13 protein-coding genes and 3 pseudogenes are annotated in these 23,892 nt (G+C 34.8%); 12 read left to right on the forward strand and 4 right to left on the reverse strand.

The features are described 5' to 3' along the window. Positions 1 to 187 precede the first annotated feature (187 nt). The 6 genes and pseudogenes from Q9R40_RS09520 to abc-f all read left to right on the forward strand — a co-directional run bounded on the left by Q9R40_RS09520 (position 188) and on the right by abc-f (position 4,348). Positions 188 to 394 carry a hypothetical protein gene (locus tag Q9R40_RS09520; RefSeq protein ID WP_370648930.1) on the forward strand — a complete coding sequence of 69 codons (207 nt, stop codon included), beginning with the start codon at positions 188 to 190 and terminating at the stop codon, positions 392 to 394. Next, positions 351 to 503: a flavodoxin family protein gene (locus Q9R40_RS09525; protein WP_370648928.1), complete on the forward strand. Its 153-nt coding sequence runs from the start codon at positions 351 to 353 to the stop codon at positions 501 to 503. Before Q9R40_RS09520 ends, Q9R40_RS09525 begins: the two co-directional genes overlap by 44 nt. Beyond that, entirely contained in the window at positions 500 to 688 is a 189-nt protein-coding gene (locus Q9R40_RS09530) for a hypothetical protein (protein ID WP_370648925.1), read from the forward strand. The genes Q9R40_RS09525 and Q9R40_RS09530 overlap by 4 nt, the downstream gene beginning before the upstream one ends. 20 nt (positions 689 to 708) lie before the next feature. Then, positions 709 to 1,749, forward strand: a complete 1,041-nt coding sequence (locus tag Q9R40_RS04450; RefSeq protein WP_304676485.1) for an alcohol dehydrogenase catalytic domain-containing protein — start codon at positions 709 to 711, stop codon at positions 1,747 to 1,749. A gap of 205 nt (positions 1,750 to 1,954) precedes the next feature. Continuing rightward, a pseudogene (locus tag Q9R40_RS04455) lies at positions 1,955 to 2,339 on the forward strand (alpha/beta hydrolase); the annotation flags it as partial. Positions 2,340 to 2,842: 503 nt separating this feature from the next. Further along, on the forward strand, positions 2,843 to 4,348 hold the full coding sequence (gene abc-f, locus Q9R40_RS04460; RefSeq protein WP_304676487.1) for a ribosomal protection-like ABC-F family protein: 1,506 nt from the start codon (positions 2,843 to 2,845) through the stop codon (positions 4,346 to 4,348). Between the two features lie 80 nt (positions 4,349 to 4,428). On the opposite strand, the gene Q9R40_RS04465 is transcribed toward abc-f, so the two are convergent. After that, positions 4,429 to 4,887 (reverse strand): hypothetical protein, encoded by a 459-nt coding sequence (locus Q9R40_RS04465; RefSeq protein WP_304676488.1) that lies wholly within the window; start codon positions 4,885 to 4,887, stop codon positions 4,429 to 4,431. A gap of 188 nt (positions 4,888 to 5,075) precedes the next feature. Between Q9R40_RS04465 and alsS the strand changes: the two genes are divergently transcribed. Beyond that, the gene (gene alsS, locus Q9R40_RS04470) at positions 5,076 to 6,755 is read left to right on the forward strand and encodes an acetolactate synthase AlsS (protein ID WP_304676490.1); all 1,680 of its coding nucleotides are present in this window, start codon (positions 5,076 to 5,078) and stop codon (positions 6,753 to 6,755) included. A 17-nt stretch (positions 6,756 to 6,772) separates the two neighbouring features. Then, the gene (gene budA / locus Q9R40_RS04475) at positions 6,773 to 7,489 is read left to right on the forward strand and encodes an acetolactate decarboxylase (protein WP_304676492.1); all 717 of its coding nucleotides are present in this window, start codon (positions 6,773 to 6,775) and stop codon (positions 7,487 to 7,489) included. Positions 7,490 to 7,533: 44 nt separating this feature from the next. On the opposite strand, the gene Q9R40_RS04480 is transcribed toward budA, so the two are convergent. Next, positions 7,534 to 7,947 (reverse strand): DUF3021 domain-containing protein, encoded by a 414-nt coding sequence (locus Q9R40_RS04480; RefSeq protein WP_304676494.1) that lies wholly within the window; start codon positions 7,945 to 7,947, stop codon positions 7,534 to 7,536. Between the two features lies 1 nt (position 7,948). Beyond that, positions 7,949 to 8,383, reverse strand: coding sequence for a LytTR family DNA-binding domain-containing protein (locus Q9R40_RS04485; RefSeq protein ID WP_304676497.1), 435 nt, complete (start codon positions 8,381 to 8,383; stop codon positions 7,949 to 7,951). A 392-nt stretch (positions 8,384 to 8,775) separates the two neighbouring features. Here Q9R40_RS04485 and Q9R40_RS04490 point away from each other — a divergent pair, with 392 nt between their 5' ends. Beyond that, entirely contained in the window at positions 8,776 to 21,042 is a 12,267-nt protein-coding gene (locus Q9R40_RS04490) for a DUF1542 domain-containing protein (protein ID WP_304676498.1), read from the forward strand. Between the two features lie 107 nt (positions 21,043 to 21,149). On the opposite strand, the gene Q9R40_RS04495 is transcribed toward Q9R40_RS04490, so the two are convergent. Beyond that, positions 21,150 to 21,836: a TMEM175 family protein gene (locus tag Q9R40_RS04495; RefSeq protein WP_304676499.1), complete on the reverse strand. Its 687-nt coding sequence runs from the start codon at positions 21,834 to 21,836 to the stop codon at positions 21,150 to 21,152. A gap of 173 nt (positions 21,837 to 22,009) precedes the next feature. On the opposite strand from Q9R40_RS04495, the pseudogene Q9R40_RS04500 reads away from it, so the two are divergent. The 3 genes and pseudogenes from Q9R40_RS04500 to Q9R40_RS04510 all read left to right on the forward strand — a co-directional run. Then, positions 22,010 to 22,500 (forward strand): annotated as a pseudogene (locus Q9R40_RS04500) (aldo/keto reductase); the annotation flags it as partial. Between the two features lie 69 nt (positions 22,501 to 22,569). Beyond that, positions 22,570 to 23,168: pseudogene (locus tag Q9R40_RS04505) on the forward strand (HAD family hydrolase). 22 nt (positions 23,169 to 23,190) lie between these two features. Next, positions 23,191 to 23,814, forward strand: coding sequence for an NUDIX hydrolase (locus Q9R40_RS04510; RefSeq protein ID WP_300594702.1), 624 nt, complete (start codon positions 23,191 to 23,193; stop codon positions 23,812 to 23,814). Positions 23,815 to 23,892 lie beyond the last annotated feature (78 nt).

Genomic DNA, 23,892 nt, shown 5'->3' on the forward strand with positions numbered 1-23,892 from the left:
CAATTTTTCAATGAATGAGTAACTGCAGGTTGAGTTAAACCAAGGACTTAGGCGGTTTTCGCAACAGTTCCGTATTTGGCAAAAGTTACTAGTTCTTCTAATAAGTAGTTTTCAATCATTTTTCAACCTCGTTGCTATAAATCTAATTTATCCTAGCATGAAAAATTATCAATTTTTAAGCAAAAATATGGTCCGTATAATCGTTGATGAAAACTTAAAGAAAAAAGAAAGCTTTATGGCAAAGATAGTGATTTTAACTGAAAGTCCGCACTTTGACGGTGCTTCTCAAAAATTAGCCGATAGTTTTGAAAAAGGAATAGAAGAAGCTGAAAATGAAGTTTATCGATTTGATGCTGGACTTCAAAGAAATTATTCCCAAATTATTAGCTGCTGACATAGTTGTGTTAGTTTCTTCACTTTATTATTTTGGTATTAATGCCCAATTAAAAGCAGTTATAGATCGATTTTATGATTATAATCATGAACTTAAAGATAAAAAATGATTTTTATGATGGCTGGCCATGGAACTCGGGAAGATATGAACGCCGTGAAGTTACAGATGGAAAAGCTCAGTAGTTATATGTGCTGGAAAATGATTGATCAAATTTATGCGGATGATTCATGGAATGAGCAAAAATTAGAAAAATTTGCTCAGAAAGCTTATAACTTAGGTAAAAGTATTAAATAGAAAATTGAGGAGAAAGAATAATGAAATATGCAGAATTTGTTAAAGCTGGCGAAATGAAAATTATTGATAAGCCAATGCCTAAAATTGAAAAAAATGATGATGTAATTATTAAGGTAGTTCGGACTTGCGTTTGCGGCTCAGACTTATGGGCTTACAATGGTGTAGAAGAACAAGGTCATGAAAATGGCGGTCATGAAGTTATTGGAATCGTCCAAGAGATTGGTAAGGATATTACTACAGTTAAAAAAGGTGATTTTGTAATTGCACCATTTACTCATGGTTGTGGCCACTGCCGAGCATGCTTGGCTGGATTTGACGGGGTATGTATGAGCCATGATTTAAGTGAAAATTTCTCTAATGGTTATCAAGCCGAATATGTACGTTTCCAGCATGCGCAATGGGCACTAGTTAAAATTCCAGGTAAACCAGAGGACTATACTGAAGGAATGTTAAAGTCATTCTTAGCCTTAGCAGATGTAATGGCAACTGGATACCATGCAGCTCGTGTAGCTGATGTTCAACCAGGAGATTCAGTAATTGTTCTAGGTGATGGAGCAGTAGGATTATCCGCAATCATTGCAGCTAAATTACGTGGTGCAAAGCAAATTGTTTCTACTAGTAGACATGCAGACCGCGAAGCTTTAGCACGTGAATTTGGTGCAACGGAGAATGTAGCTGAACGCGATGAAGAAGGAATTCAGAACTTACTTGCAATTACTCGCGGCGGAGCTGATGCAGTATTAGAATGTGTTGGAAGTAAACTATCTAACGAGGAAGCTTTGCAAGTTGGGCGCCCTGGATCTCGCGTTGGACGTGTAGGGTTACCTCATGGAGCTGAATTAAATCCAGGTTTAATTTTTTACAAAAATATGAGCGTAGCTGGTGGACCAGCATCAGTAACTACCTATGATAAGCAAGTCTTACTAAAAGCAGTCTTAGATGGTAGGATCAATCCTGGAAAAGTATTTACCAAAACATTTACTCTCGATCAAATTAATGAAGCTTACCAGGAAATGGCTGATCGAAAAGCAATTAAGTCATATATTAAAGTTAGTGATTAAGGAGAATAAAATGGCTAGCTGGAGCGAAGAAGAATTAGTAGCTTTTAAAGAGACTTAAACATTGCAAAATCGTCCTTATTAATGATGATCATGAAAATTTTGCAGAGGATAACTCTGTCTGGGAAGTAACAGGTGATAAGCAAGTTTTTATTCGCGGTGCAAAAGATATTGAAAATACTAAGTGGTATCAAGGTAGCAATAAAAAATACAAATTACTTCAACGCCAACCTTATTTTTCCATGGTGGAGGTTCTTCCTACCATGCAGAAGAGCATATGATTGATGCTGCCAAGAAAGCTGGCGTAACTAAGGCAGTTATTCGAGCAGAAGTTTCAAAAACTGGGAAAGTTACTTTAGTTGGTACTTGGCCTAAAAATGCTAAAAATCACAGTCTGTGAAGTAAACTATGAAAATAATCGTCAACTTGATTTCAATAAGCATGGAGATTATGCGACTAATGTAGTAAAAGCACTTCAAAAGAAATATGGTATTAAGAAAATCAATATGGTAGGTCATTCATTAGGAAATATTTCAATCATTTACTACATGCTTCAGAATGGAAATAAGAAGAATATGCCTCAAATTCAAAAGTAAGTTGATATTGCTGGTCATTTTGCCGGCTTAACAAGAAAAAACAAATAAGATCTATAATTGGAATGTTAGTTTTACTCCTATTTTTGATCCTAGTGAATGTATATCATCAGAATTTAAGTGTATATTGGACCAGTTTCTTGATCATCGGTGGAAGCCTGTTGTTTATTGGCGTTATTTATAGGATTATAAAAATTATCAAGGAATAGTGGGCTAATAGATAGCGTTGCTGAGATATAGATTAACTATTTATGATTGATTTTGGTTAGATTTCATGATATCTTAATCATATCAATTGAAATTCACCTTTAGAAAGAAGGGTCGCTGTTGCGTCTTTAATCTTGCAAAACTAAGCATAGTTGAAATTATTCGTTTTTTATTAAAGGGATGAACTATGCACTTTTGACAAGATTATTAGACGGACATGATCTTCTTTTAATACGTAAAAACATGAAGAGTCTGTACTTGTCATAAGTGCAGGCTCTTTTTTCGAGGTGATTTGAATGAGTAGCATTAAAATTTCGAATGTATCATTTAGGTATGAAGATAGCAGCAACAATATTTTTAATAATTTAAATTTAGACTTAGATAGCTCTTGGAAATTAGGATTAGTTGGTAGAAATGGACGAGGGAAAACGACTTTTCTTAATCTTTTACAGGGAAAATTAGTTGGAAGAGGTGAAATTCAAACTAAATTGAATTTTTCTTATTATCCAATTAGGATTAAGGATCCAGCTAATATCACTTTATACGGATTACAAGATCAAATTATGTTTGAACAATGGAAACTAGAACGTGAGCTGAATTTAATGCATGTTGACTCAAGTTTAATCTGGCAGCCATTTAATACTTTAAGCGGCGGAGAACAGACCAAAATTTTATTAGCTTTATCATTTATTGATCAAAATTCTTTTCCTCTCATTGATGAACCTACAAATCATTTAGATGAAGAAAGTCGTCAGAAAATCGGTAAATATTTAACTAAACATCATAAAGGATATATTGTTGTAAGTCATGATCGTAATTTTTTAAATCAAGTAACTGATCATGTGCTAGCAATCGAAAATACTGAAATTCATTTATATCAAGGAAATTATGCAACATATGAACAAATAAAAGAAGCACGTGATGAATTCAATCGTGAAAAAAATGAAAAACTAGCTGGCGAAATTAAAAACTTACATAATCAAAAAGAACAATTTTATCATTGGGCACAAAAAATAGAAGCTAGAAAAAATTTGGGACAAAAAACACAATATATTCTTAACCGTAGAGCTAGAGTAAATAAGGCTGCGATTGGACATGCAGCTGCCAAAATGATGAAGAAATCTATTACACGTAGAAATAGAATGGATAAAAAGATTGAAGAAAAAGAAGGATTGATGGTTAATATTGAAGATATACCAAAATTAACGATGAACTTTCAAGCTAATTATCATTCCACTCTTCTTGAAACTAGAGATTTAGGTCTGAAGGTAGGAGATAAACATCTATTTTCTAATTTGAATTTGATAGTAAAAAATCATGGCATTGTTGCACTTGAAGGTAAAAATGGTTCTGGAAAATCCACTTTTTTTAAATTCTTATTGAATAAAGCCCCAGTAAACAGTAGCGGAAAATATCAGCTAGCTAATGGGTTAAGGATTTCGTATTTACCACAAAATTTCACAATACATAAAGGGAGTTTAAAGAATTTCGCGCTTCATCAAAAATTATCTTATAAAGATCTTCTTAATATTTTAAAAAAGATGGGCTTTCCTCGTACTAACTTTAATGTGCCAATTGAAGAGATGAGTATGGGACAACAGAAAAGAATTGCTTTAGCTAAATCACTACTTGAGCCGACAGATTTGTATTTATGGGATGAACCAGCAAACTATCTAGATGTCTTTAATCAAGATCAATTGATTAATTTACTACAAGAAATAAAGCCAGCAATGCTTTTAATTGACCATGACCAGTATTTTATTGAACAAGTTGCCGATAAAAGAATTAAATTAGCAAACTAAACCATATTAAAAAATGGATAGGGGAAAAGAAACCTATCCATTTTTATTTACTTATTTAGTTATGTGGAAAAAATGATTAATTAAAATTCGAATTTTCTTGTAAAAATAGGGTGAGTACGATGATCTAAGTAGGCTGCTTCTTTTGGTGTAATTTCTAAAACCCGCAGATCTTCTTTTGCCCCTTCAATATCATCTGCATATATTTCATTTAAATAATCATTTTTTTTAAAAATCTCGTCAATATATTCATGTTCGACATTTTTAATTATTCCCCGGATTGAAAATCCACATGAATCCATCGTGCCATCTCCTTTATACCCATTAATAATTACCTTGGGCTGATGGATTAAATCTTGAAAGAATGGATTTTGACTAGAGGTAACAATGTAGAGCTTACCATTTTTATTCAAAACTAGATCACAGACTTGAGCAGAAGGTGCACCATGATGTGTGGTGGCAACATCAACATTGTGAACTTCATTAGTCGCAAATTCTAAGAACTCTTCATTACTAGTTTGATTATTTAAGATACTGACCATGTCTATTCCTCGCCTAAATTTATTTTTATTCAAGTTCTATTATAGAATGGATTTGTGATATATGTATATTAGAAGTATTTGATTTGAAGTTTTCTATAATTATATTTACTTGAAAGTATGGCGGTTTGTAAGTATACTTTTAATTTGTAAGTAGATGTACAACCTATATTGGAAGAAGGAAGATTGCTGTGGCAGAAGAAAAATATTACGGTGCAAATGCAATTGTTGATAGCTTAATTAATCATGATGTTAAATTTGTCTTTGGAATTCCAGGTGCTAAAATTGATCGAGTATTTGAATTACTTGAACATTCTAAAGACCCACGTACGCCTAAATTTGTATTAACGCGGCACGAACAAAATGCGGCCTTCATGGCGGCTGGAGTAGGAAGGATTACGGGAAAACCGGGTGTTGTCCTTACTACTTCCGGTCCAGGTGCATCAAATTTAGCAACTGGCTTAGTAACTGCTACAGCAGAAGGTGATCCAGTACTAGCTATTTCTGGTCAAGTGCAAAGAACTGATCTTTTGCGTTTAACTCACCAAAGCATGAAAAATGCAGCTTTATTTGCACCTATTACTAAATATAGTGCAGAAGTTCAAGAACCTGAGAATATCTCGGAGGTAATTGCTAACGCGTATCAAGAAGCAGAAGCATCTAAGCAAGGAGCAAGTTTTGTTTCTGTTCCACAAGATGTAACTGATGCAGAAGTAAAGACGAGCGTGATTGCACCACTTGAGCCGCCAAAGTTAGGACCAGCTAGTCCGATTGAATCAACTTTACTTTCACAGCGTATTAAAGCTGCAAAGCTTCCTGTACTTTTGTTAGGAATGCGGGCATCTGATCCAGAAACTACCAGAGCTATCAGACGTTTAATTGCGGAAACTCATTTACCTGTAGTTGAAACTTTTCAAGGTGCTGGAATTATCCCACGTGAATTAGAGGATGATTTCTTTGGTCGTGTAGGTTTGTTTAGAAACCAACCAGGGGATCAATTGCTTAAAAGGAGTGATCTGGTTATTGCAATTGGTTATGATCCAATTGAATATGAGCCTCGAAACTGGAATTCTGATCGAAGCGCAAATATTGTTGTAATTGATTCTATGCGGGCAGAAATTGATAAAAATTATCAGCCTGAGCGAGAACTAGTTGGAGATATTTCTCAAACTTTAGACTTCCTCTTGCCATATATGAAGGGCTATTCAATGCCAAATGAATCTAAAGAGTATCTTGATTCATTACGTAAAACTTTGCAAAAACGTGATACACCACCAGCTGTTACTAAGGATCAAGTGAAGAGTCATCCCTTGAGTATTATCCAAGCTCTGCAAGACCGAGTTACTGATGAGATGACGGTAACAGTAGATGTGGGTAGTTTTTACATTTGGATGGCACGGCACTTCAGAAGTTATGAACCACGTCATTTGCTCTTTAGTAATGGAATGCAAACACTGGGAGTGGCTCTTCCTTGGGCAGTCGCAGCAGCTTTGGTAAGACCAAATACAAAAATTGTTTCTGTTTCTGGAGATGGGGGCTTCATGTTCTCCTCACAAGATTTAGAGACTGCTGTTCGACTAGGTTTAAATATTGTCCATATTATCTGGAATGATGGAAACTATGACATGGTTAAATTCCAGGAAGAATTAAAGTATGGCGACTCAGCAGCTGTTAAATTTGGTCCTATAGACTTTGTTAAATATGCAGAAAGCTTTGGTGCTAAGGGCTACCGTGTAGAGAAGGCGGCTGACTTAGATAAGATTTTGGATAAGGCCTTTAAGGAAAATGGTCCAACTGTTGTTGATATACCGGTTGATTACAGTTTTAATCAAGAATTAGGAAAGACAATCTTAGAGGACCAACTGCATTAATGGAAGGTAGAAAAATTATGGCAAAATATGAAAGCAAGGTTTATCAACATGGTACTTTGGGGATGCTGGTGCCAGGATTGTTTGAAGGCACAATGACAGTCGCTGATCTTTTAAAGCATGGTGACTGGGGAATTGGAACGGCTAGCGGCCTTGATGGTGAAATGATTTTGCTGAACCATGTACCGTACTTAGCTCAAAGCAATGGTGAAGTTAGAATTTTAAAACCGGAAGAAAAGGTCCCATTTGCGACAGTTCATTTTGAAGAGATAAAAGATAGTTTTAAGGTCGAGAACTTAACTCAAAAAGAATTAGAAGATAAAATTCTAGTTGATTATCCTTATAAAAATGTCTTTTTCGCAGTTAGAATTGTGGGAACTTTTTCAACTGTTAAAACAAGAGTAGTTGAAAAGCAGACAAGACCTTACAAGACATTATTGCAAGTGGCAGATGAACAAGCCGTTTTTGAATCTACTGACGTTTCTGGTACAGTTATAGGCTACTTTGCACCGAAAATGTTTCAGGGGATGGCAGCAGCTGGATACCATTTGCATTTCTTAGCAGATAATAAATCAATTGGTGGACACTTATTAGACTTTAAGATAAAAGAAGCAACTGTTTATTTACAGCCGTTTACTACTATTGAGCAACATTTGCCAATGGAAAATCAGGAATTTTTGAGCAAAGATTTGGATATTGCTGATATGCATGATCAAATCCAAAAGGCTGAAGGATAAAAAGAAGATCATTACCGTTAATTATGGTAGTGATCTGCTTCTTTTTATAATTTATGATTTAACTGCTTTACCTGGATTTTTACTTGATGATAGATACAGAGCCAAATAATTAAGTATCCGATGATATACAGTGCAGTAAAAACTAGGAATGGAATGATTTGTAACTCAATCCAATTGTTAAAGACATAAAAGAGAAGATAGTCAACGTAAATTACGATCGCATCAATCATAGTTGCAAGTCCAAGAGAGATTTTTTCAACTTTAAAGACTGCACTAATACCGCCAGCGATAAAGGCCAATAATAGACTTGAAAGAATATTTTTATTTACGTTTTGAATCGAAATAGTATGGAAGTTAATGGTAAAAGAATAAATGTAATAAAAAATCACGAGAATTAAGGGACCAAACCCTGCAGCTTTTAGGCCGCTTTTAATAAAATTTTTGATAAAATCTTTCATTTTAATTCAGTTCCTTCCTAATCCTAGAAAAACAACGTCTTGAAACATAGTCGCTTAATCCATTTTTCATAATGACATTTACCCCAGAAGTTTTTGTTTCTTTAAATTCATCGATATAAAAGCGATTTATAATAGTAGATTTATTGATACGCCAAAAACTAGTAGGAAGGATATCTTCTATTTGATAGAGTCTTTTTCTGATGTGGTATTGCTTATTATTGCAGATAGCAAAAACTTTATTTTCAATAATTGTAAACATCATAATATTGTCTAAGTTAAGCATAATTAAATCTTTATCATCATAAGCAGGTATCATATTTGAATTGCCATTTGATAAAACGAAGTGCTCTAATTGAGTGGAAAAATCACTTTTTCGATGGACGGTAGCTTCGACGGTTTCTTGACTGTTTGGATTAATAAATAACTTAAATTTCATTTCTTACTCCTTTCAAGTTAAATTATATCGATATAGGAGATTTTTACTTTGTTTTGTCAGTCATCGGTTGAAAATGACTTTTAATCGGTAATGAGCAATTAATAAATAATACTATACATAATAAACACTGAATAGAAAAAAGTTATTTAATAGGGAAAGCAATTTATTAAAGAAAATATTAGGAATAATCTGATATTGTAGAATAAAGTAGAGACACATGTTACTATATGAATTATAGTAAGTAAATTGTTTGTGTTTATATAAATTTTTTATTATATTTAATTTTAAATAACAGTAAGGAAATGATGAGATCAATATGTTTAAATTTAAGCTAAATTAAATAGACAACAATTTTTAATTGAATCGACTTAAATTTGTCATTGGAGGAAAATATGGTTTCAAAGAATAATATTGAAATGAGAAATAAAAAAATGAGAGACGAAAAACAACGTTTCTCTATTCGTAAATTTAGTGTAGGAGCTGCATCCGTTTTAATTGGGCTAAGTTTTAGTTTATATAACGGACAACAAGCATCCGCTGATACGGTGGATAATGGCAATAAGTCTGTTGTATCAAGTTCACAAGATAAAGAACAAACAGACAATAATCAAACTACTGATACTAATACTCAAAATAACGAAGATAAAACAAATACTAATCAAACTCAAACAACAGTAACTGATAATCTTGATCACAGTACTGTTGTTGCTAGTTACAAGGCTGATACTACTAATAATGCTAACGAAGCTAACAAGAGTAGTGAAAGTACTGAAAATAAGTCAGATGAAAAGCAGACCGTAACTACTGAAACTGTTAAAACTGATGAAACTACTACCAAGGAAGGAAAAGCAAAGAATACTGCAAATAATGATGTAGCTAAGGAAAATGTTGAAGAAGCTGCTAAGACTGATACTAAGGTTGATGCTAATAAGGCAGTAGAAAACGTAAAGAATGAAGCTACTACTAATGTAGATACTAGGAATACTGAGACTCAAACTTTAAAGACTGATGAAGAAAAAGTAGAAACAGCAACTATTGATAATACTGCTTCTGATTTAAATAAGTCAGTAGCCGATACAACTACTGAGGTTGCAACTAATACGTTTAATGTAAATGACACAGTTAAGAATGCATCATTCCTTAGTGCGCGAGCTGCTACTGAAAGCAAAGTGGCAACTAGAATACTTGCAGCTGAGGCAGAAGATCCTAATGCAGTAACAGTTTCTACTGCACAAGACTTTATTAATGCAATTCAAAAAGGAACTGCTAACACTATTAATGTTGCAAGTGACCTTAATTTAGGTAATATAAAAAGTAGTACAAATTACACTCTGAATATTTCTAATAAGCGTGATCTTGTTATCCAGTCTGCAGATGGAGATAAAAAGACTATTGATCTTAATGGTTACTCCTTTAGGATGAGTAGCGATAATTCAGTCACATTTAAAGATTTGACCATGTATGGTCGAAATTGGTTTGGTGCAATTGAGAATGCTAGTTCCTATACCTTTGATAATGTCGATTATACTGGTTCGGAGTTGGTTTACACTACTCGTTCAGCCACTGTAACTTTCAAAAATAATGTTACCGCTCATGCAGTAGATAAATATACAAGTCCTCTAGATGGTGAAGAATATAAGACTCAACCTGGTCAACAAGTTCTACAATTTACTACTGGAACCAATCAAATTATCTTTGATGAAGGAAGTAATGTAACTCTAGAGACAGATAATGGTAATGTTATCCAAAATCAGGGGGATGCTACTATTACTGTTAAGAATGGTGCAAATGTGACACTTAATCCACATGCATCTACTGTAAGCTTTGAAAATGCTGGGACAGTGAGTAAAGTAGCACGTGGTATTTACTCTGCTGGTGGAGCAATCAACATTGAACAAGGCGGTAATTTAGTAATTAACTTATCTCAAAATAGCGGAGATCCTTACTTACCAGGTGCTATCTATTTGAATTCTGGCGCAGTAATTAATGATAACGGCAACATTAAAATTAATGTTAATGGAGAGCCTTATAGTGGCGCCAAATATACGCCTGTGTATCTAAATGGTGATAGCACAATTAAAGTTGGTAATGGGGCTTCATTTGAAATAGCTGCCGAAAATTTAGGTGCGTTTAATAGTTCTTTATTTACAGTCGATGGGAAGGGAACGGTAACGCTAAAACCCCACTCTACTTTTAAGATTAGTGGAGACGGTACTGGCGCTCTAACTGCAGTTGGCTTAGGAAGTGGTAGTACTTTCACTTCTGACCAACCAAAAGAATTTACCATTGATTTATCAGCTAATACTAGTTCCGACAAGACTTTGATTAAGAACGGTACAATCAACTTCACCCGTGTTAAAAATACTAATGTTGCCAGTCAATATCAAGTTGCATTAGGCAAAGTTGATGTTACATATAGTTCTGCAGGTGCGTGGAGTAATAGTGTAATAAGTTCACTAAATAAAGATGTTCCTACAAAAGTTTATGACTACATCAAGAGTAATCCAAGTGCACTTTCTTTTGTTGCTGCTGGTGAAGATGTAACTTTAAACAGTTTGCACCTTGATAAAAATAATCAATTAACTGGTATTGCAACCTCTGCTGGTGATAGTAAGACGCCGATTTATATTACTGTTTTGATTAATAACAGTGCTACTGGGATTCCTGAAGCAGGAATGTATCGCCTATATACTGATACTGATGGAAATATAAGTACTACAAAAGTAACTTATGCCGGTACTCCTAAAAATCCCGATGGTTCACCAAAGCCTAATGGAGGAGAATTCTCTATTGATCTATCCTCGTTAGCTAATCAATTGACTGATGATGCAAAGATTACAGTCGTCGCTTCTAAAGACTTCGTTGAATCTCCAACGCTTACTGAAACAGTTGAAGCATTGAGAAAGGTAAATACTGATACTCTTCAAAAATTGGTAGATGCTGCTCCAGTAGAAGAACAAAAGCCAAGGTACTACAATGCTACTGAAGAAGCTCAAACGGCATATAATAATGCAATTGCAGCTGGTCAAGAGATTCTTGATAATCCAACAAGCTATGATCAAAGTGATGTAGATAGAGCAGTAAGTGTGATTCAACTTGCTTTAACTGCATTAACTGGTAAAGAAACGGATAAGACTGCATTGCAAACTGCTATTGATCAAGCATCAACAGTAGAATCAAGCGATAATTACACCAATGCTGATTCTAATTTACAAAAAGCCTACACTGATGCAATCAGTGCCGGTCAAACAGTTTTAAGTAATGCTAATGCTACTCAAACTGAAGTAGATAATGCATTGACCACCATTAATAATGCAAAAGATGCTTTAAATGGTGATGCTAAGAAAGCAGCAAGTAAAGAAGCCCTTCAAAAAGCAGTTGATGAAGCACCTACTGTAAAATCAGATGATGCGGCATACTACAATGGTTCTGATGAAGCTAAAACTGCTTATGACAATGCAATCACTGCCGGTCAAACAGTTTTAGATAATCCAGATGCCACGGCTACTCAAATTACAGACGCTTTAGATGCCATTAACACTGCTAAGGGTAACCTTAAGGGTGAAGCAACTGATAAATCAGCGCTTCAAACTGCAGTTGACAATTCTGCAACTGTAAAAGAAAGCAATAATTATACTAATGCAGACAAAACTCAAAAGACTGCATATGATAATGCAGTTACAGCTGCACAAACAGTTTTAGATAAAACTAATGCAACTCAAGCAGAAGTAAACCAAGCTCTTCAAGATCTTGAAACGGCAAATAATAACCTAAATGGGGATGCTAAGACTGAAACTGCAAACAAAGCTGCCTTAGAAGCCGCTGTTAAGGATGCGCCAAATGTAAGAAATACTCCTGCATACTACAACGGTAGTGAAGAAGCCCAAACAGCATATAATAATGCAATTAATGCTGGGCAAGCAGTTTTGAATCAGACTAATCCATCTGGAAGTGAAGTTAAGAATGCTTTAGATGCAATTAATGCCGCAAAAGGTAACCTTAAAGGCGAGGCTACTAATACTACAGCCTTGGAAACAGCTTTGACGAATGCGAATAATGCTAAGGAAACTGGTAACTATACTAACGCTGACGAAGCAAATCAAGAAGCTCTTAATAATGCAATTACTGCTGGTCAAGAGATTTTAAAGAATACTAATGCAACTCAGGCAGAAGTAGACAATGCAGCAAAGGCTATTACTGATGCAATTAGTGGTTTGAATGGGGACACTAACCTTACGAATGCCAAGAATGCTGCTAGTGAAGATATTCAAAAGGCTTTAGATGCTAAGACTACCGAAATCAATAATGCTGAAAATATTGATCAAGCTACTAAGGATCAATTAATTACAGATGCTAAGAAAGCAGCAGAGGATGCTCATACTGCTATTAATCAAGCAACCGATGCAAATGCAGTTAATACTGCTAAGACTCAAGGAATTACGAACATTAACAATGTAACTGTTCCAAGTTTAGATGATGCTAAAACTAAGGCAGCCCAAGAAATTGATCAAGCATTAACTGATAAGACTAAGGAAATCAATAACGCTGAAAATATTGATCAAACAACTAAAGATCAGTTAATTAAAGAAGCAACTGATGCAGCTAATACAGCAAAGGATGCTATTGAAAAATCTACAACTAATGAGGAAGCAACTAAAGCAGGCCAAGCTGGTGTAGATGCAATTAACAATGTAAAGGTACCAAGCGTTACTGATAGTCACAATGCTGCAAAAGAAGCAATTGATGATGCCCTTAAGGCTAAGACTAAGGAAATCAACGATGCTAACAATATTGATCAGACAACTAAGGATCAATTAATTAAAGAAGCAACCAATGCAGCTAATAAGGCTAAAGAAGCCATTGATCAAGCAACTACAGCTGATGCAATTAAGACTGCACAAGATGAAGGAACAACTAATATTAATAAGGTTACTGTTCCAAGCTTAGAAGATGCCAAGAAGGCAGCTAATAAAGCGGTCGATGATGCTCTTACTGCTCAAACTGAGGTAATTAATAAAGCTAATAATCTTAGTGATGCAGAAAAGAAAGATCTAATTGATCAAGCAACTGCTGAAGCCAATAAGGCTAAAGAAAATATTGAAACTGCTACAACAAACAATGAGGCGGCTCAAGCAGGTCAAGCTGGTGTGGATGCAATTAAGAAGATTGTCCCAACAAGCTTAGATACTGTGAAGTCTGATGCAAAGAAAGCAATTGACGATGCTTTAATTAAGAAATTAGAAGCGATCAATTCCGCTAATGATTTAACTACTGATGAAAAGACTGCATTGACACAAGAAGCCAATACAGCTGCAGATAAGGCAAAAGAAGAAATTACTAATGCAACGACTAATGATGCTGTAATTGAAGCACAAAATAATGGTGTTACTGCAATTGATGGCATTAAAGTTCCAACTGAATCAGCAGTCAAAGAAGCAGCTAAGAAGGCAGTAGCAGAAGCTGCAGACGCAAAGAATAAAGCAATTGACTCTTCAAACTTAACAGACGAAGAAAAAGCTGCGTTGAAGCAAAAAGTTACTGAAGCACAAAATGCCGCAGATCAAGCAATTGATAATGCAACTACAAATGCAGCAGTAACTGAAGCACAAAACAAGGGTGTTAGTGCAATTGACGGCATTGAAGTACCAAATAAATCAGATGCTAAGGAAAAGGCAAGAACTGATCTTAACACGGCAGTTGAAAATGCTAAGAAAGCAATTGATCAAGACAGTAACTTAACTGATGAACAAAAACAAGCAGCTAAAGATCAAATTGATTCTGATGCTAAGACTGCTCAAGATGCCATCAACAATGCTAAGACTAATGATGATGTTAAGAAGGCAGTCGATGATGGTACATTAGCAATTGATAAGGATGTTGCTAACGCAGCCATTGATAATGCAGTTGCTGGTAAGAAAGCAGAAATTTCTAACTCACCATTAACTGATGAAGAAAAAGCTGCGTTGAAGCAAAAAGTTACTGAAGCACAAAACGCTGCAGATCAAGCAATTGATAATGCAACTACAAATGCAGCAGTAACTGAAGCTCAAACCAATGGTGTGAATACAATTAATGGTATTGAAGTACCAAATAAATCAGATGCTAAGGAAAAGGCAGTCACTGATCTTAACACGGCAGTTGAAAATGCTAAGAAAGCAATTGATCAAGATAGCAATTTGACTGATGAAGAGAAGCAAGCAGTTAAGGATCAAATTGACTCCGATGCTAAGATTGCTCAAGATGCCATTAACAATGCTAAGACTGATAATGACGTAAACAATGCAGTTAACAGTGGTAAGGTTGCCATTAACAAAGATGTTGCTAATGCAGCTATCGACAATGCAGTTGCTGGTAAGCTTAAGGAGATCCAAGATCCATTAACTACTGAAGAAAAGCAAGCTTACACTGATTTAATTAATTCTGAAGCAAATAATGCAAAACAAAATATTGCTAATGCAACTACTGTTGAAGAAGTAACTACTGCACAAACAAACGGTGTAAATGAAATTACTAATACCGAAATCCCAACTACTTCTTCAGTCAAAGAAAAGGCAATTGCTGCCATCAATGATGCTCTTCAAAAGAAGACTGACGAAATCAACAATGCATCTAATATCAATACTAAAGAAAAGACTGATTTAATTAATCAGGCAAATGAAGCAGCGAATGCTGCTAAGAACAATATCAACAACGCCACTACTAATGCGGATGTTGATACTGCTCAAACAAATGGTGAAAAAGCAATTGCTGATGTAACAGTTCCAAACTTGTCTGATGTTAAGAAGGAAAGCATTGATCTCGTTAACAAGGCTTTAGATGCTAAGACTGCTGAAATCAATAATGCTTCTAACCTTTCTCAAGATGAAAAGCAAAGTTTGATCAATGATGCAACTAATGCCGCAACTGAAGCAATTAACAACATCAACGAATCTCAAACAAATGATGATGCTAAAGCTGCTGCCACTACTGGTGTTCAAAACATCGAAAATGTCACTATTCCAACTCTTGATGATGCTAAGAAGAACGCTAACCAAGCTATTGATGATGCATTAAACTCTAAAGTAAATGAGATTAACAATGCTTCTAACTTGAATGATACTGAAAAGCAAAAATTAGTTGATCAGGCAACTGAAGCAGCAACTACTGCTAAGAATAATGTTGAAAATGCCACTACCAATGATGCTGCTCGCGATGCAGCCAATGCAGGAATTGACAACATTAAAGGCATTCGCTTTACTTCACTAGAAGATGCTAAGAAGGTAGCAAACACTGCAATTGACAATGCTTTGCAAGTTAAGACAGATGAAATTAATAATGCTTCTAACTTAAGTACTGATGAAAAGCAAGACTTAATCAATCAAGCAACTGAAGTAGCTAAAAATGCAAAAGACAATATCAACAATGCCACTACCAATGATGCTGTAACTGAAGCACAAAATAAGGGTATTGCAGATATTGCTAATGTGACTGTGCCAAGTTTAGATCAAGTTAAACAAGATGCAATCAATGCAATTAAGCAAGTTCAAGATGCTAAGAACAAGCAAATCTCTGCTGCATCTAACTTAAGCGCTGAAGAACAAAAAGAATTAAGTGATCAAGTAGATAAAATTGCTAGCGAGGCAATTGCTCATATTAATGATCCATCAACTACTACCAATGATGCAGTTACTGCAACCCGTGATGATGCAATCAAGCAAATTACTGATCTATTTATTCCAACCTTAGATGGAGCACAAACAGATGCGATTAATGCAATTGAAAGTGCTAAGAATGCTAAGCTGAATGACATTAACAACGCTGCTCACTTAACTGATGAAGAAAAGCAAGCTTTGGTTGATCAAACCAATAAAGCTGCTGATGATGCAACTAAGGAAATTAAGGCTGCTCAAACTAATGATGCAGTCAAGAGTGCAGAAGCAGCTGGCCTAGATAACATTAATAACATTACTATTCCAACTTTAGTTCAGAAGCAACAAGAAGCTATTGAAGAATTGAATGCAGCACGTGATGCTAAAAATAGTGCAATTGATAATGCTACTGATTTAACTACTGATGAAAAGAATAACTTGAAAGATAAAGTTCAAGTGGAATACAGTAAGGCAGTATCAAATATTACCAGTGCAACCACTGATGAAGCAGTAATAAGTGCTAAAGAAAACGGGATCGCTGCAATTAAAGACATTGAAATCCCAACTAAGTCACAGGCTAAGGAACAAGCAACAACTGACCTTAATACTGCTGTTGACGACGCTAAGAAAGCAATCGATCAAGATAGCAACTTAACCGATGAGCAAAAGCAAGTAGCTAAGGATCAAATTGATTCTGATGCTAAGAAGGCACAAGAAGCAATTGATAATGCTACTACTAATGATGAGGTTAATACTGCTGTTGATAATGGTAAGCTTGCCATTGATAAAGATGTTGCTAATGCAGCAATCGATAACGCAGTTGCTGGCAAGAAGGCCGAAATTTCTAAATCATCATTAACTGATGAAGAAAAGATCGCTTTAAACAATGAAGTAGATGAAAAGGCAAATACTGCTAAAGCTGCTATCAATAATGCCACTACTCCAGAAGCTGTAATTACTGCACAAGAAGATGGTATTAAGAATATCAATGATACTGAAGTACCAGCTGCATCAGCAGCTAAAGAAGCTGCTAAGAAGGCAGTAGCCGAAGCTGCCGAAGCTAAGAACAATGCAATCGATTCTTCAAACTTAACAGATGAAGAAAAATCTGCATTGAAGCAAGAAGTAACTGAAGCACAAAATGCTGCTAATACTGCCATTGATAATGCAACTAACAACGCAGAAGTAACTGAAGCGCAAGAAAATGGTGTTAAGGCAATTAATGGTATTGAAGTACCAACTAAATCAACTACTAAGGAACAAGCAATAACTGATCTTAACAACGAAGTTGAAAATGCTAAGAAGGCAATCGATCAAGACAACAACTTAACTGATGAGCAAAAACAAGCAGCTAAGGATCAAATTGATTCTGATGCTAAGAAGGCACAAGAAGCCATCAACAATTCTAAGACTAATGATGACGTTAAGAAGGCTGTAGAGGATGGTAAGTTAGCAATTGATAAAGATATTGCTAATGCAGCAATCGATAACGCAGTTGCTGGTAAGAAAGCAGAAATTTCTAACTCACCATTAACTGATGAAGAAAAATCTGCTTTAAACAATGAAGTCGATCAAAAAGCCGAAGCTGCTAAAGAATCAATCAATAATGCAACTACTCCAGAAGCTGTAATTAGTGCTCAAGAGAGTGGCATTAAGAATATCAACGATACTGAAGTGCCAGCTGAATCAGCTGCAAAGCAAGCAGCTAAGGAAGCTGTGGGTAAGGCGGCTGATGAAAAGAATGCAGCAATTGATTCTTCAAACTTAACAGACGAAGAAAAAGCTGTGTTGAAGCAAAAAGTTACTGAAGCACAAAATGCTGCAAATCAAGCAATTGATAATGCAACTACTAATGCTGCAGTAACCGACGCAGAAGAAAATGGTATTAAAGCAATTAATTCTATTGAAGTACCAATTAAATCAACTGCTAAAGATCAAGCAACAACTGATCTTAACAACGAAGTTGACGATGCTAAGAAAGCCATTGATCAAGATAGCAACTTAACTGATGAGCAAAAGCAAGCAGCTAAGAATCAAATTGACTCTGATGCCAAGAAGGCTCAAGAAGCAATTGATAACGCTAAGACCAATGATGATGTTAAGAAAGCCATCGATGATGGAAAATTAGCAATTGATAAAGATGTTGCTAACGCAGCCATTGATAATGCAGTCGCTGGTAAGAAGGCGGAAATTTCTAACTCATCATTAACAGATGAAGAAAAGGCTGCTTTGAACAATGAAGTAGATGAAAAGGCAAATAGTGCTAAAGATGCCATCAATAATGCAACTACTCCAGAAGCAGTAACTGAAGCTCAGAATAATGGCATTAAGTCTATTAACAACATCGTTGTACCAAGTGAATCAGTGGCTAAAGAAGCAGCTAAGAAGGCAGTAGCAGAAGCTGCAGAAGCTAAGAATAATGCAATTGATTCTTCAAACTTAACGGACGAAGAAAAAGCTGCATTGAAGCAAGAAGTTACTGACGTACAAAACGCTGCTAATAATGCAATTGATAGCGCAACTACCAACGCTGCAGTAGCTGAAGCTCAAAACAACGGTATTGACAAGATCAATAGTATTGAAATCTCAGCTAAATCAGCAGCTAAGGAACAAGCAACTACTGATCTTAACAACAAAGTTGATGAAGCTAAGAAGGCAATTGATCAAGATAACAACTTGACTGATGAGCAAAAACAAGCAGCTAAAGATCAAATTGACTCTGATGCCAAGAAGGCTCAAGAAGCAATTGATAATGCTAAGAATAACGAGGACGTTAAGAAGGCAGTCGATGATGGAAAATTAGCAATTGATAAAGATGTTGCTAATGCGGCTATCGACGATGCAGCTGCTGGTAAGCTTAAGGAAATCAACGATTCATTAACCGATGAAGAAAAACAGGCTTACACTGATCTAATCAATAATGAAGCAGATAATGCAAAACAAAAGATTGCAGACTCAACTACTCCTGAAGAAGTAACTCACGCTCAAGAAGAAGGAGTTAAGGACATTAATAATATTAACGTTCCAACTACTTCTCCAGCTAAGGACGCAGCAAATGCGGCAATTGATCAGGCTTTGAAGAATAAGGAAGATGAAATTAATAATGCAACTAATATTTCTTCTGAAGAAAAGGCTGATTTAATTAAACAAGCAACTGAAGCTGCAAATATTGCTAAAGACAATATCACCAATGCAACTACTAATTCAGAAGTTGAAACTGCTCAAGTTGATGGTGAAAAAGCTATTGCAGACGTTACTGTTCCAGGTTTATCCGATATCAAGAAAGAAAGTATTGATCTTATCAACAAAGCCTTAAGCGAAAAGCAAGAGGAAATCAATAACGCTTCTAACTTGAGTCAAGACGAAAAGCAAGATCTTATTGATCAAGCAAAGAAGGTTGCTACTGAAGCAATTGATGAAATCAACAATGCTCAAACAAACGATGAAGCTAAGCAAGCTGCAGATACTGGCGTTAAGAACATTGAAAATATTTCAATTCCAAGTCTTAATGATGCTAAGAACAATGCAAATCAAGCAATTGATGATGCTTTGAATTCTAAGAAGAATGAAATTAGCAATGCATCTAACTTAACTGATTCAGAAAAGACTGATTTAATTAATCAAGCAACTGAGATTGCAAATGCTGCTAAAGACGCTATCAACAGTGCAACTACTAATACTGCAGTTGAAGCTGCCGAAGATAAAGGTGTTGCTGATATTAACAATATTCACTTCACTAACTTAGACGATTCTAAGAAGGCAGCAAATAGCGCGATTGATGATGCTTTGAACACTAAGAAGGATGAGATTCATAATGCCTCTAACTTAAGTGATTCCGAAAAAGCTAAGTTAATTAATCAAGCAACTGAGATTGCTCAAAAGGCTCATGATGCAATTAACAATGCAACTACTAATTCAGCTGTTACTGCAGCAGAAAACAAGGGAATTGAAGATATTGCAAATGTTAATGTTCCAAGTTTAGCTGAAACTAAACAAGCAGCAATTGACGCAATTAAGCAAGTTCAAAATGCTAAGAACAGTCAAATTGAAGAAGCTAAGAATCTAAGTGCAGATGAACAAAAGAACTTAATTGATCAAGTGAATAAGATTGCTCAAGACGCAATTAATAAGCTTAACGATTCAGCAACAACTACAAATGAAGTTATTACTGACACTCGTGATAAAGCAATTGATCAAAATACTAACTTGTTCATTCCAACCTTAGATAGTGTCCAAAAAGATGCTCGGGAAGCAATTAACTCTGCTAAGAAAGCTAAGATTGATGAAATCAATAAGGCTAACAATTTAACTGATCAAATGAAGCAAAAATTAATTGACCAAGTAGATCAAGTTGCTGATAATGCTACTAAGGCCATTAATAATGCTCAAACAAACGATGATGTTAAAGAAGCAGAAATCAAGGGCTTAGAAGATATTGATAGCATTAAAGTTCCAAGCTTAGTTGAAAGTAAGGATAATGCTATTAAGGAAATCGATGATGCTTTGAAGAAGAAGACTGATGAAATCAATGCAGCTGATCTTGATCAAAAGCAAAAAGACGAATTAATCAGTCAAATTACTGATATTGCGACTAAGACTAAGAACAAGGTATTCAATGCTACAACTAATGCAGAAGTTGAGGCTGAAACCGAAGCTGGTATTAAAGCAATCGAAGCTGTGAAGATTCCAGTTCGTACTGCTGACAACAGCAATACTGAAAGTCATGATTCTTCAACTAATGTAACTCCAGATCACAATAATGAAGAAAATAATACTGCTCAGAACACTAACCAAGTAAGCACTAATACTGAGAGTGAAAGTAAGGAACAAACTGTAATTACAAATTCAGTTCAGCCTAAGAGAAATGCTATTCGTCATAAGAATAGCGCTCCAGTAAACAAGAAGACTACTTTACCACAAACTGGTAAGAAGGATAACTCTAACTTAACGTTAGCAGGAGCTGCACTTCTTGGTTTAGCAGGTGTATTCTCATTGTTTGGATTAGGAGACAAGAGAAAAAAGAATAAATAATCACCATAGTTGATACGAAAAAGAGCGATACTCCTTAAATAGGATATCGCCTTTTTTGTTTGGAGGCGTTAAAAAGGCAGAAGCACAATTAAATGCTTCTGCCTTTATTACATGATTTTGTTACGCTTAACAGGGAATAAAAATGAAATCACTGGTATAACTACGTAAAGAATCATGGCAAGTCTAGGAAGAACAAACGATAGACCAATGAGAACAATATTTAAAAATAAGGTGACAGCGACCTTTCTAATAAAAGATCGGCTAATAATAATATTCATAATTTGTGAATATTTCGCCGTCTTCTTAGCACCAAAATATTGAATCAAATATTCTAAAATTTTAGCAATTAAAAATACTATTCCAAAATTAGCTACTGCAAATGTTGAACTTTCTGCCATGATCCATTTTGTCATTACTGGAAGTAGAGAAAGATCAGCTAAGAAAAAGAAGTCTAAGACAGCAATTGTTTTCTCAGGCTTAAATATATAGTAGGAAAATGCTAAATGTAGATCATACCAAAAATCAGCTACGATGAAGAATGTAATTAAAAAGACAATAATATTTGCGAGAAATTGTCCATAGTGGACTTCATTAATAGCTGGCTGGATTTCTAATACAATAATTGTAATAATGATTGCCATTACCCCATCATTAAAAGCTTGCAGGTGTTCACGGAGGCTTTCTGGTTCTTCTTTTTGTGCTTGAACAAGTTCTTGGCGAACAATCTTTAATTTTTCTTTTTCCTGATTTGAAAAATCTTTAAAATTATGGTCTTTTCTATTTTTTCTTTTCATTTTATCTTTCCTTACAATTTACTAACATTAGCATTTTACAATATTTAAAGATTGTTATTAAGATGGAAATAAATAAAATATACATTTAAGCTATAGATATTGATACATTTTTAATCTTAAACAGTTAAAAATTTTCCTTTTAAAATAAATTTAGTAAAGAAAGGAATGTTTTTATGTCTATTTTTGATGAAACTTTAACTATGAATAATGGTTTAAAAATTCCTAAGATGGTACTTGGAGTATGGAAGATTCCGGATGATCAGACCCCAAAGGCAGTTGAAGAAGCAATTAAGATTGGATATCGCCATATCGATACTGTTTAGGCTTATGGGAATGAACGAGGAGTAGGTGAAGGAGTAAGAAACTCAGGAATTGCTCAGGACAAAATTTTTATTAATTCAAAAGTCGCTGCTGAAATAAAAGATTATAAAAAGACAAAAGCATCGATTGATGAGACTTTAGAGAAGATGGGATTAAATTATCTAGATATGATGATTATTCATAATTCTCAACTTTGGAGTGAAGTAAATCAATCAACGGATCGTCACTTTGAAGGAAATCTTGAAACTTGGCGTGCCATGGAAGACGCTGTAAAAGAAGATTTAGATAATTTAATGCAGAATAGTTCTACTAACCTGCTGTTAATCAAATTTTAGTTCACATTTTTTCTTGCAAGATTCTAGCAAAAAGAGGATATTTTTACTATAGACTATTAAAGATAGAGGGGAAGTTAATGCTTAAGAATATTATTTTTGACTTTGGAAATGTCATTATGAACTACAATCCAGATGAGATTTTAAATCATTATGAATTGAGTCCCGAGGATCATGATCTAGTTAGAAAAACTATTTTTGAATCTAAAGAGTGGGGCGAAATAGACTCTGGAAAAATTACTGAGGAAGAAGCCACTGAAATTTTTATTAGTAAAGTTCCGGATAAATTAAAAAGTAAGGTTAAGCAAATTATGGTAACTTGGCCAGAAAATGTTGATTTTTATGAGCCAGTTTTTAATTATATGGAGGAATTACGTAAACAGGGTTATAAAATTTACGGTTTGTCCAATACTGGAATGCAGTTTGCTAATTTTGTTAAAAATTCTGAGATGGGTAATTATTTTGATGGTTATGTTTTTTCTGCCCAAGAGAAATTAATGAAGCCAGATAGAAGAATATATGAAAATTAATTGCTCGCTATATTTTAAATCCAGAAGAAAGTATATTTATCGATGATTTAAAAGCAAACACCGATGCAGCAAAGAAGCTTGGTATGTTAGCTTTTACTTTTAAGATTGATAAACTTGGCGAATTACAAGAATATATTTCTAACCATTAAGTAAATTTTAGGTGATTGAAGAATGAAAACAAATGATCAAATTGCAAATTGGGCAATGGATTTGCAGAGTCTAGCGCAAGCTGGATTAAGATATGGCCATGATGTTTTTGATCGTGAACGCTATGAAGAAATTCGGCGTATTGCTGGTGAAATGATGGCTGCTAGAACTGGAATTCCAGAAGAAAAACTTAAAACCTTGTTTCTTGGGGATGAGGGATATCAAACTCCAAAAATTGAAACTCGAGCTGCAATTTTTAAAGATAATAAAATTCTACTAGTTCGTGAGAAAATGTCTCAAGAATGGTCATTGCCAGGTGGCTGGAACGATTATGATCAAACTGTCGCAGATAACTGTGTTAAAGAGGCTTTTGAAGAGTCTGGTAGGAAAGTAGAACCAGTTAAAATTATTGCAGTCCAAGATCGTAATCATCATAATAAGCCAATTTTAGCAACTAATGTTACTAAGATTTTCTTTTTGTGTAAAGAATTAAGTGGTACATTTACTCCTAACGATGAAACAGATGCTTGTGAATACTTTGCTCTAGATAACTTGCCAAACTTATCTATTGATAGAAACACGGAAGAACAAATTGCAATGTGTTTTGAAGCAAATAATGATCCAAATTGGGATACTAAGTTTGAATAAAAATTTATTACAAAATAGCTCCAAGCAGTTTACTTGGAGCTATTTTAATAGACATTTAAAATAAAATAATCAAATTAA

Source organism: uncultured Lactobacillus sp., from assembly GCF_948948975.1.
Classification (GTDB): Bacteria; Bacillota; Bacilli; order Lactobacillales; family Lactobacillaceae; genus Lactobacillus.

Coding starts and splice junctions, on each gene's coding strand:
- Q9R40_RS09520 (WP_370648930.1), top strand. CDS start 188: ATGGTCCGTATAATCGTTGATGAAAACTTAAAGAAAAAAGAAAGCTTT.
- Q9R40_RS09525 (WP_370648928.1), top strand. CDS start 351: ATGCTGGACTTCAAAGAAATTATTCCCAAATTATTAGCTGCTGACATA.
- Q9R40_RS09530 (WP_370648925.1), top strand. CDS start 500: ATGATTTTTATGATGGCTGGCCATGGAACTCGGGAAGATATGAACGCC.
- Q9R40_RS04450 (WP_304676485.1), top strand. CDS start 709: ATGAAATATGCAGAATTTGTTAAAGCTGGCGAAATGAAAATTATTGAT.
- abc-f (WP_304676487.1), top strand. CDS start 2,843: ATGAGTAGCATTAAAATTTCGAATGTATCATTTAGGTATGAAGATAGC.
- Q9R40_RS04465 (WP_304676488.1), bottom strand. CDS start 4,887: ATGGTCAGTATCTTAAATAATCAAACTAGTAATGAAGAGTTCTTAGAA.
- budA (WP_304676492.1), top strand. CDS start 6,773: ATGGCAAAATATGAAAGCAAGGTTTATCAACATGGTACTTTGGGGATG.
- Q9R40_RS04480 (WP_304676494.1), bottom strand. CDS start 7,947: ATGAAAGATTTTATCAAAAATTTTATTAAAAGCGGCCTAAAAGCTGCA.
- Q9R40_RS04485 (WP_304676497.1), bottom strand. CDS start 8,383: ATGAAATTTAAGTTATTTATTAATCCAAACAGTCAAGAAACCGTCGAA.
- Q9R40_RS04490 (WP_304676498.1), top strand. CDS start 8,776: ATGGTTTCAAAGAATAATATTGAAATGAGAAATAAAAAAATGAGAGAC.
- Q9R40_RS04495 (WP_304676499.1), bottom strand. CDS start 21,836: ATGAAAAGAAAAAATAGAAAAGACCATAATTTTAAAGATTTTTCAAAT.
- Q9R40_RS04510 (WP_300594702.1), top strand. CDS start 23,191: ATGAAAACAAATGATCAAATTGCAAATTGGGCAATGGATTTGCAGAGT.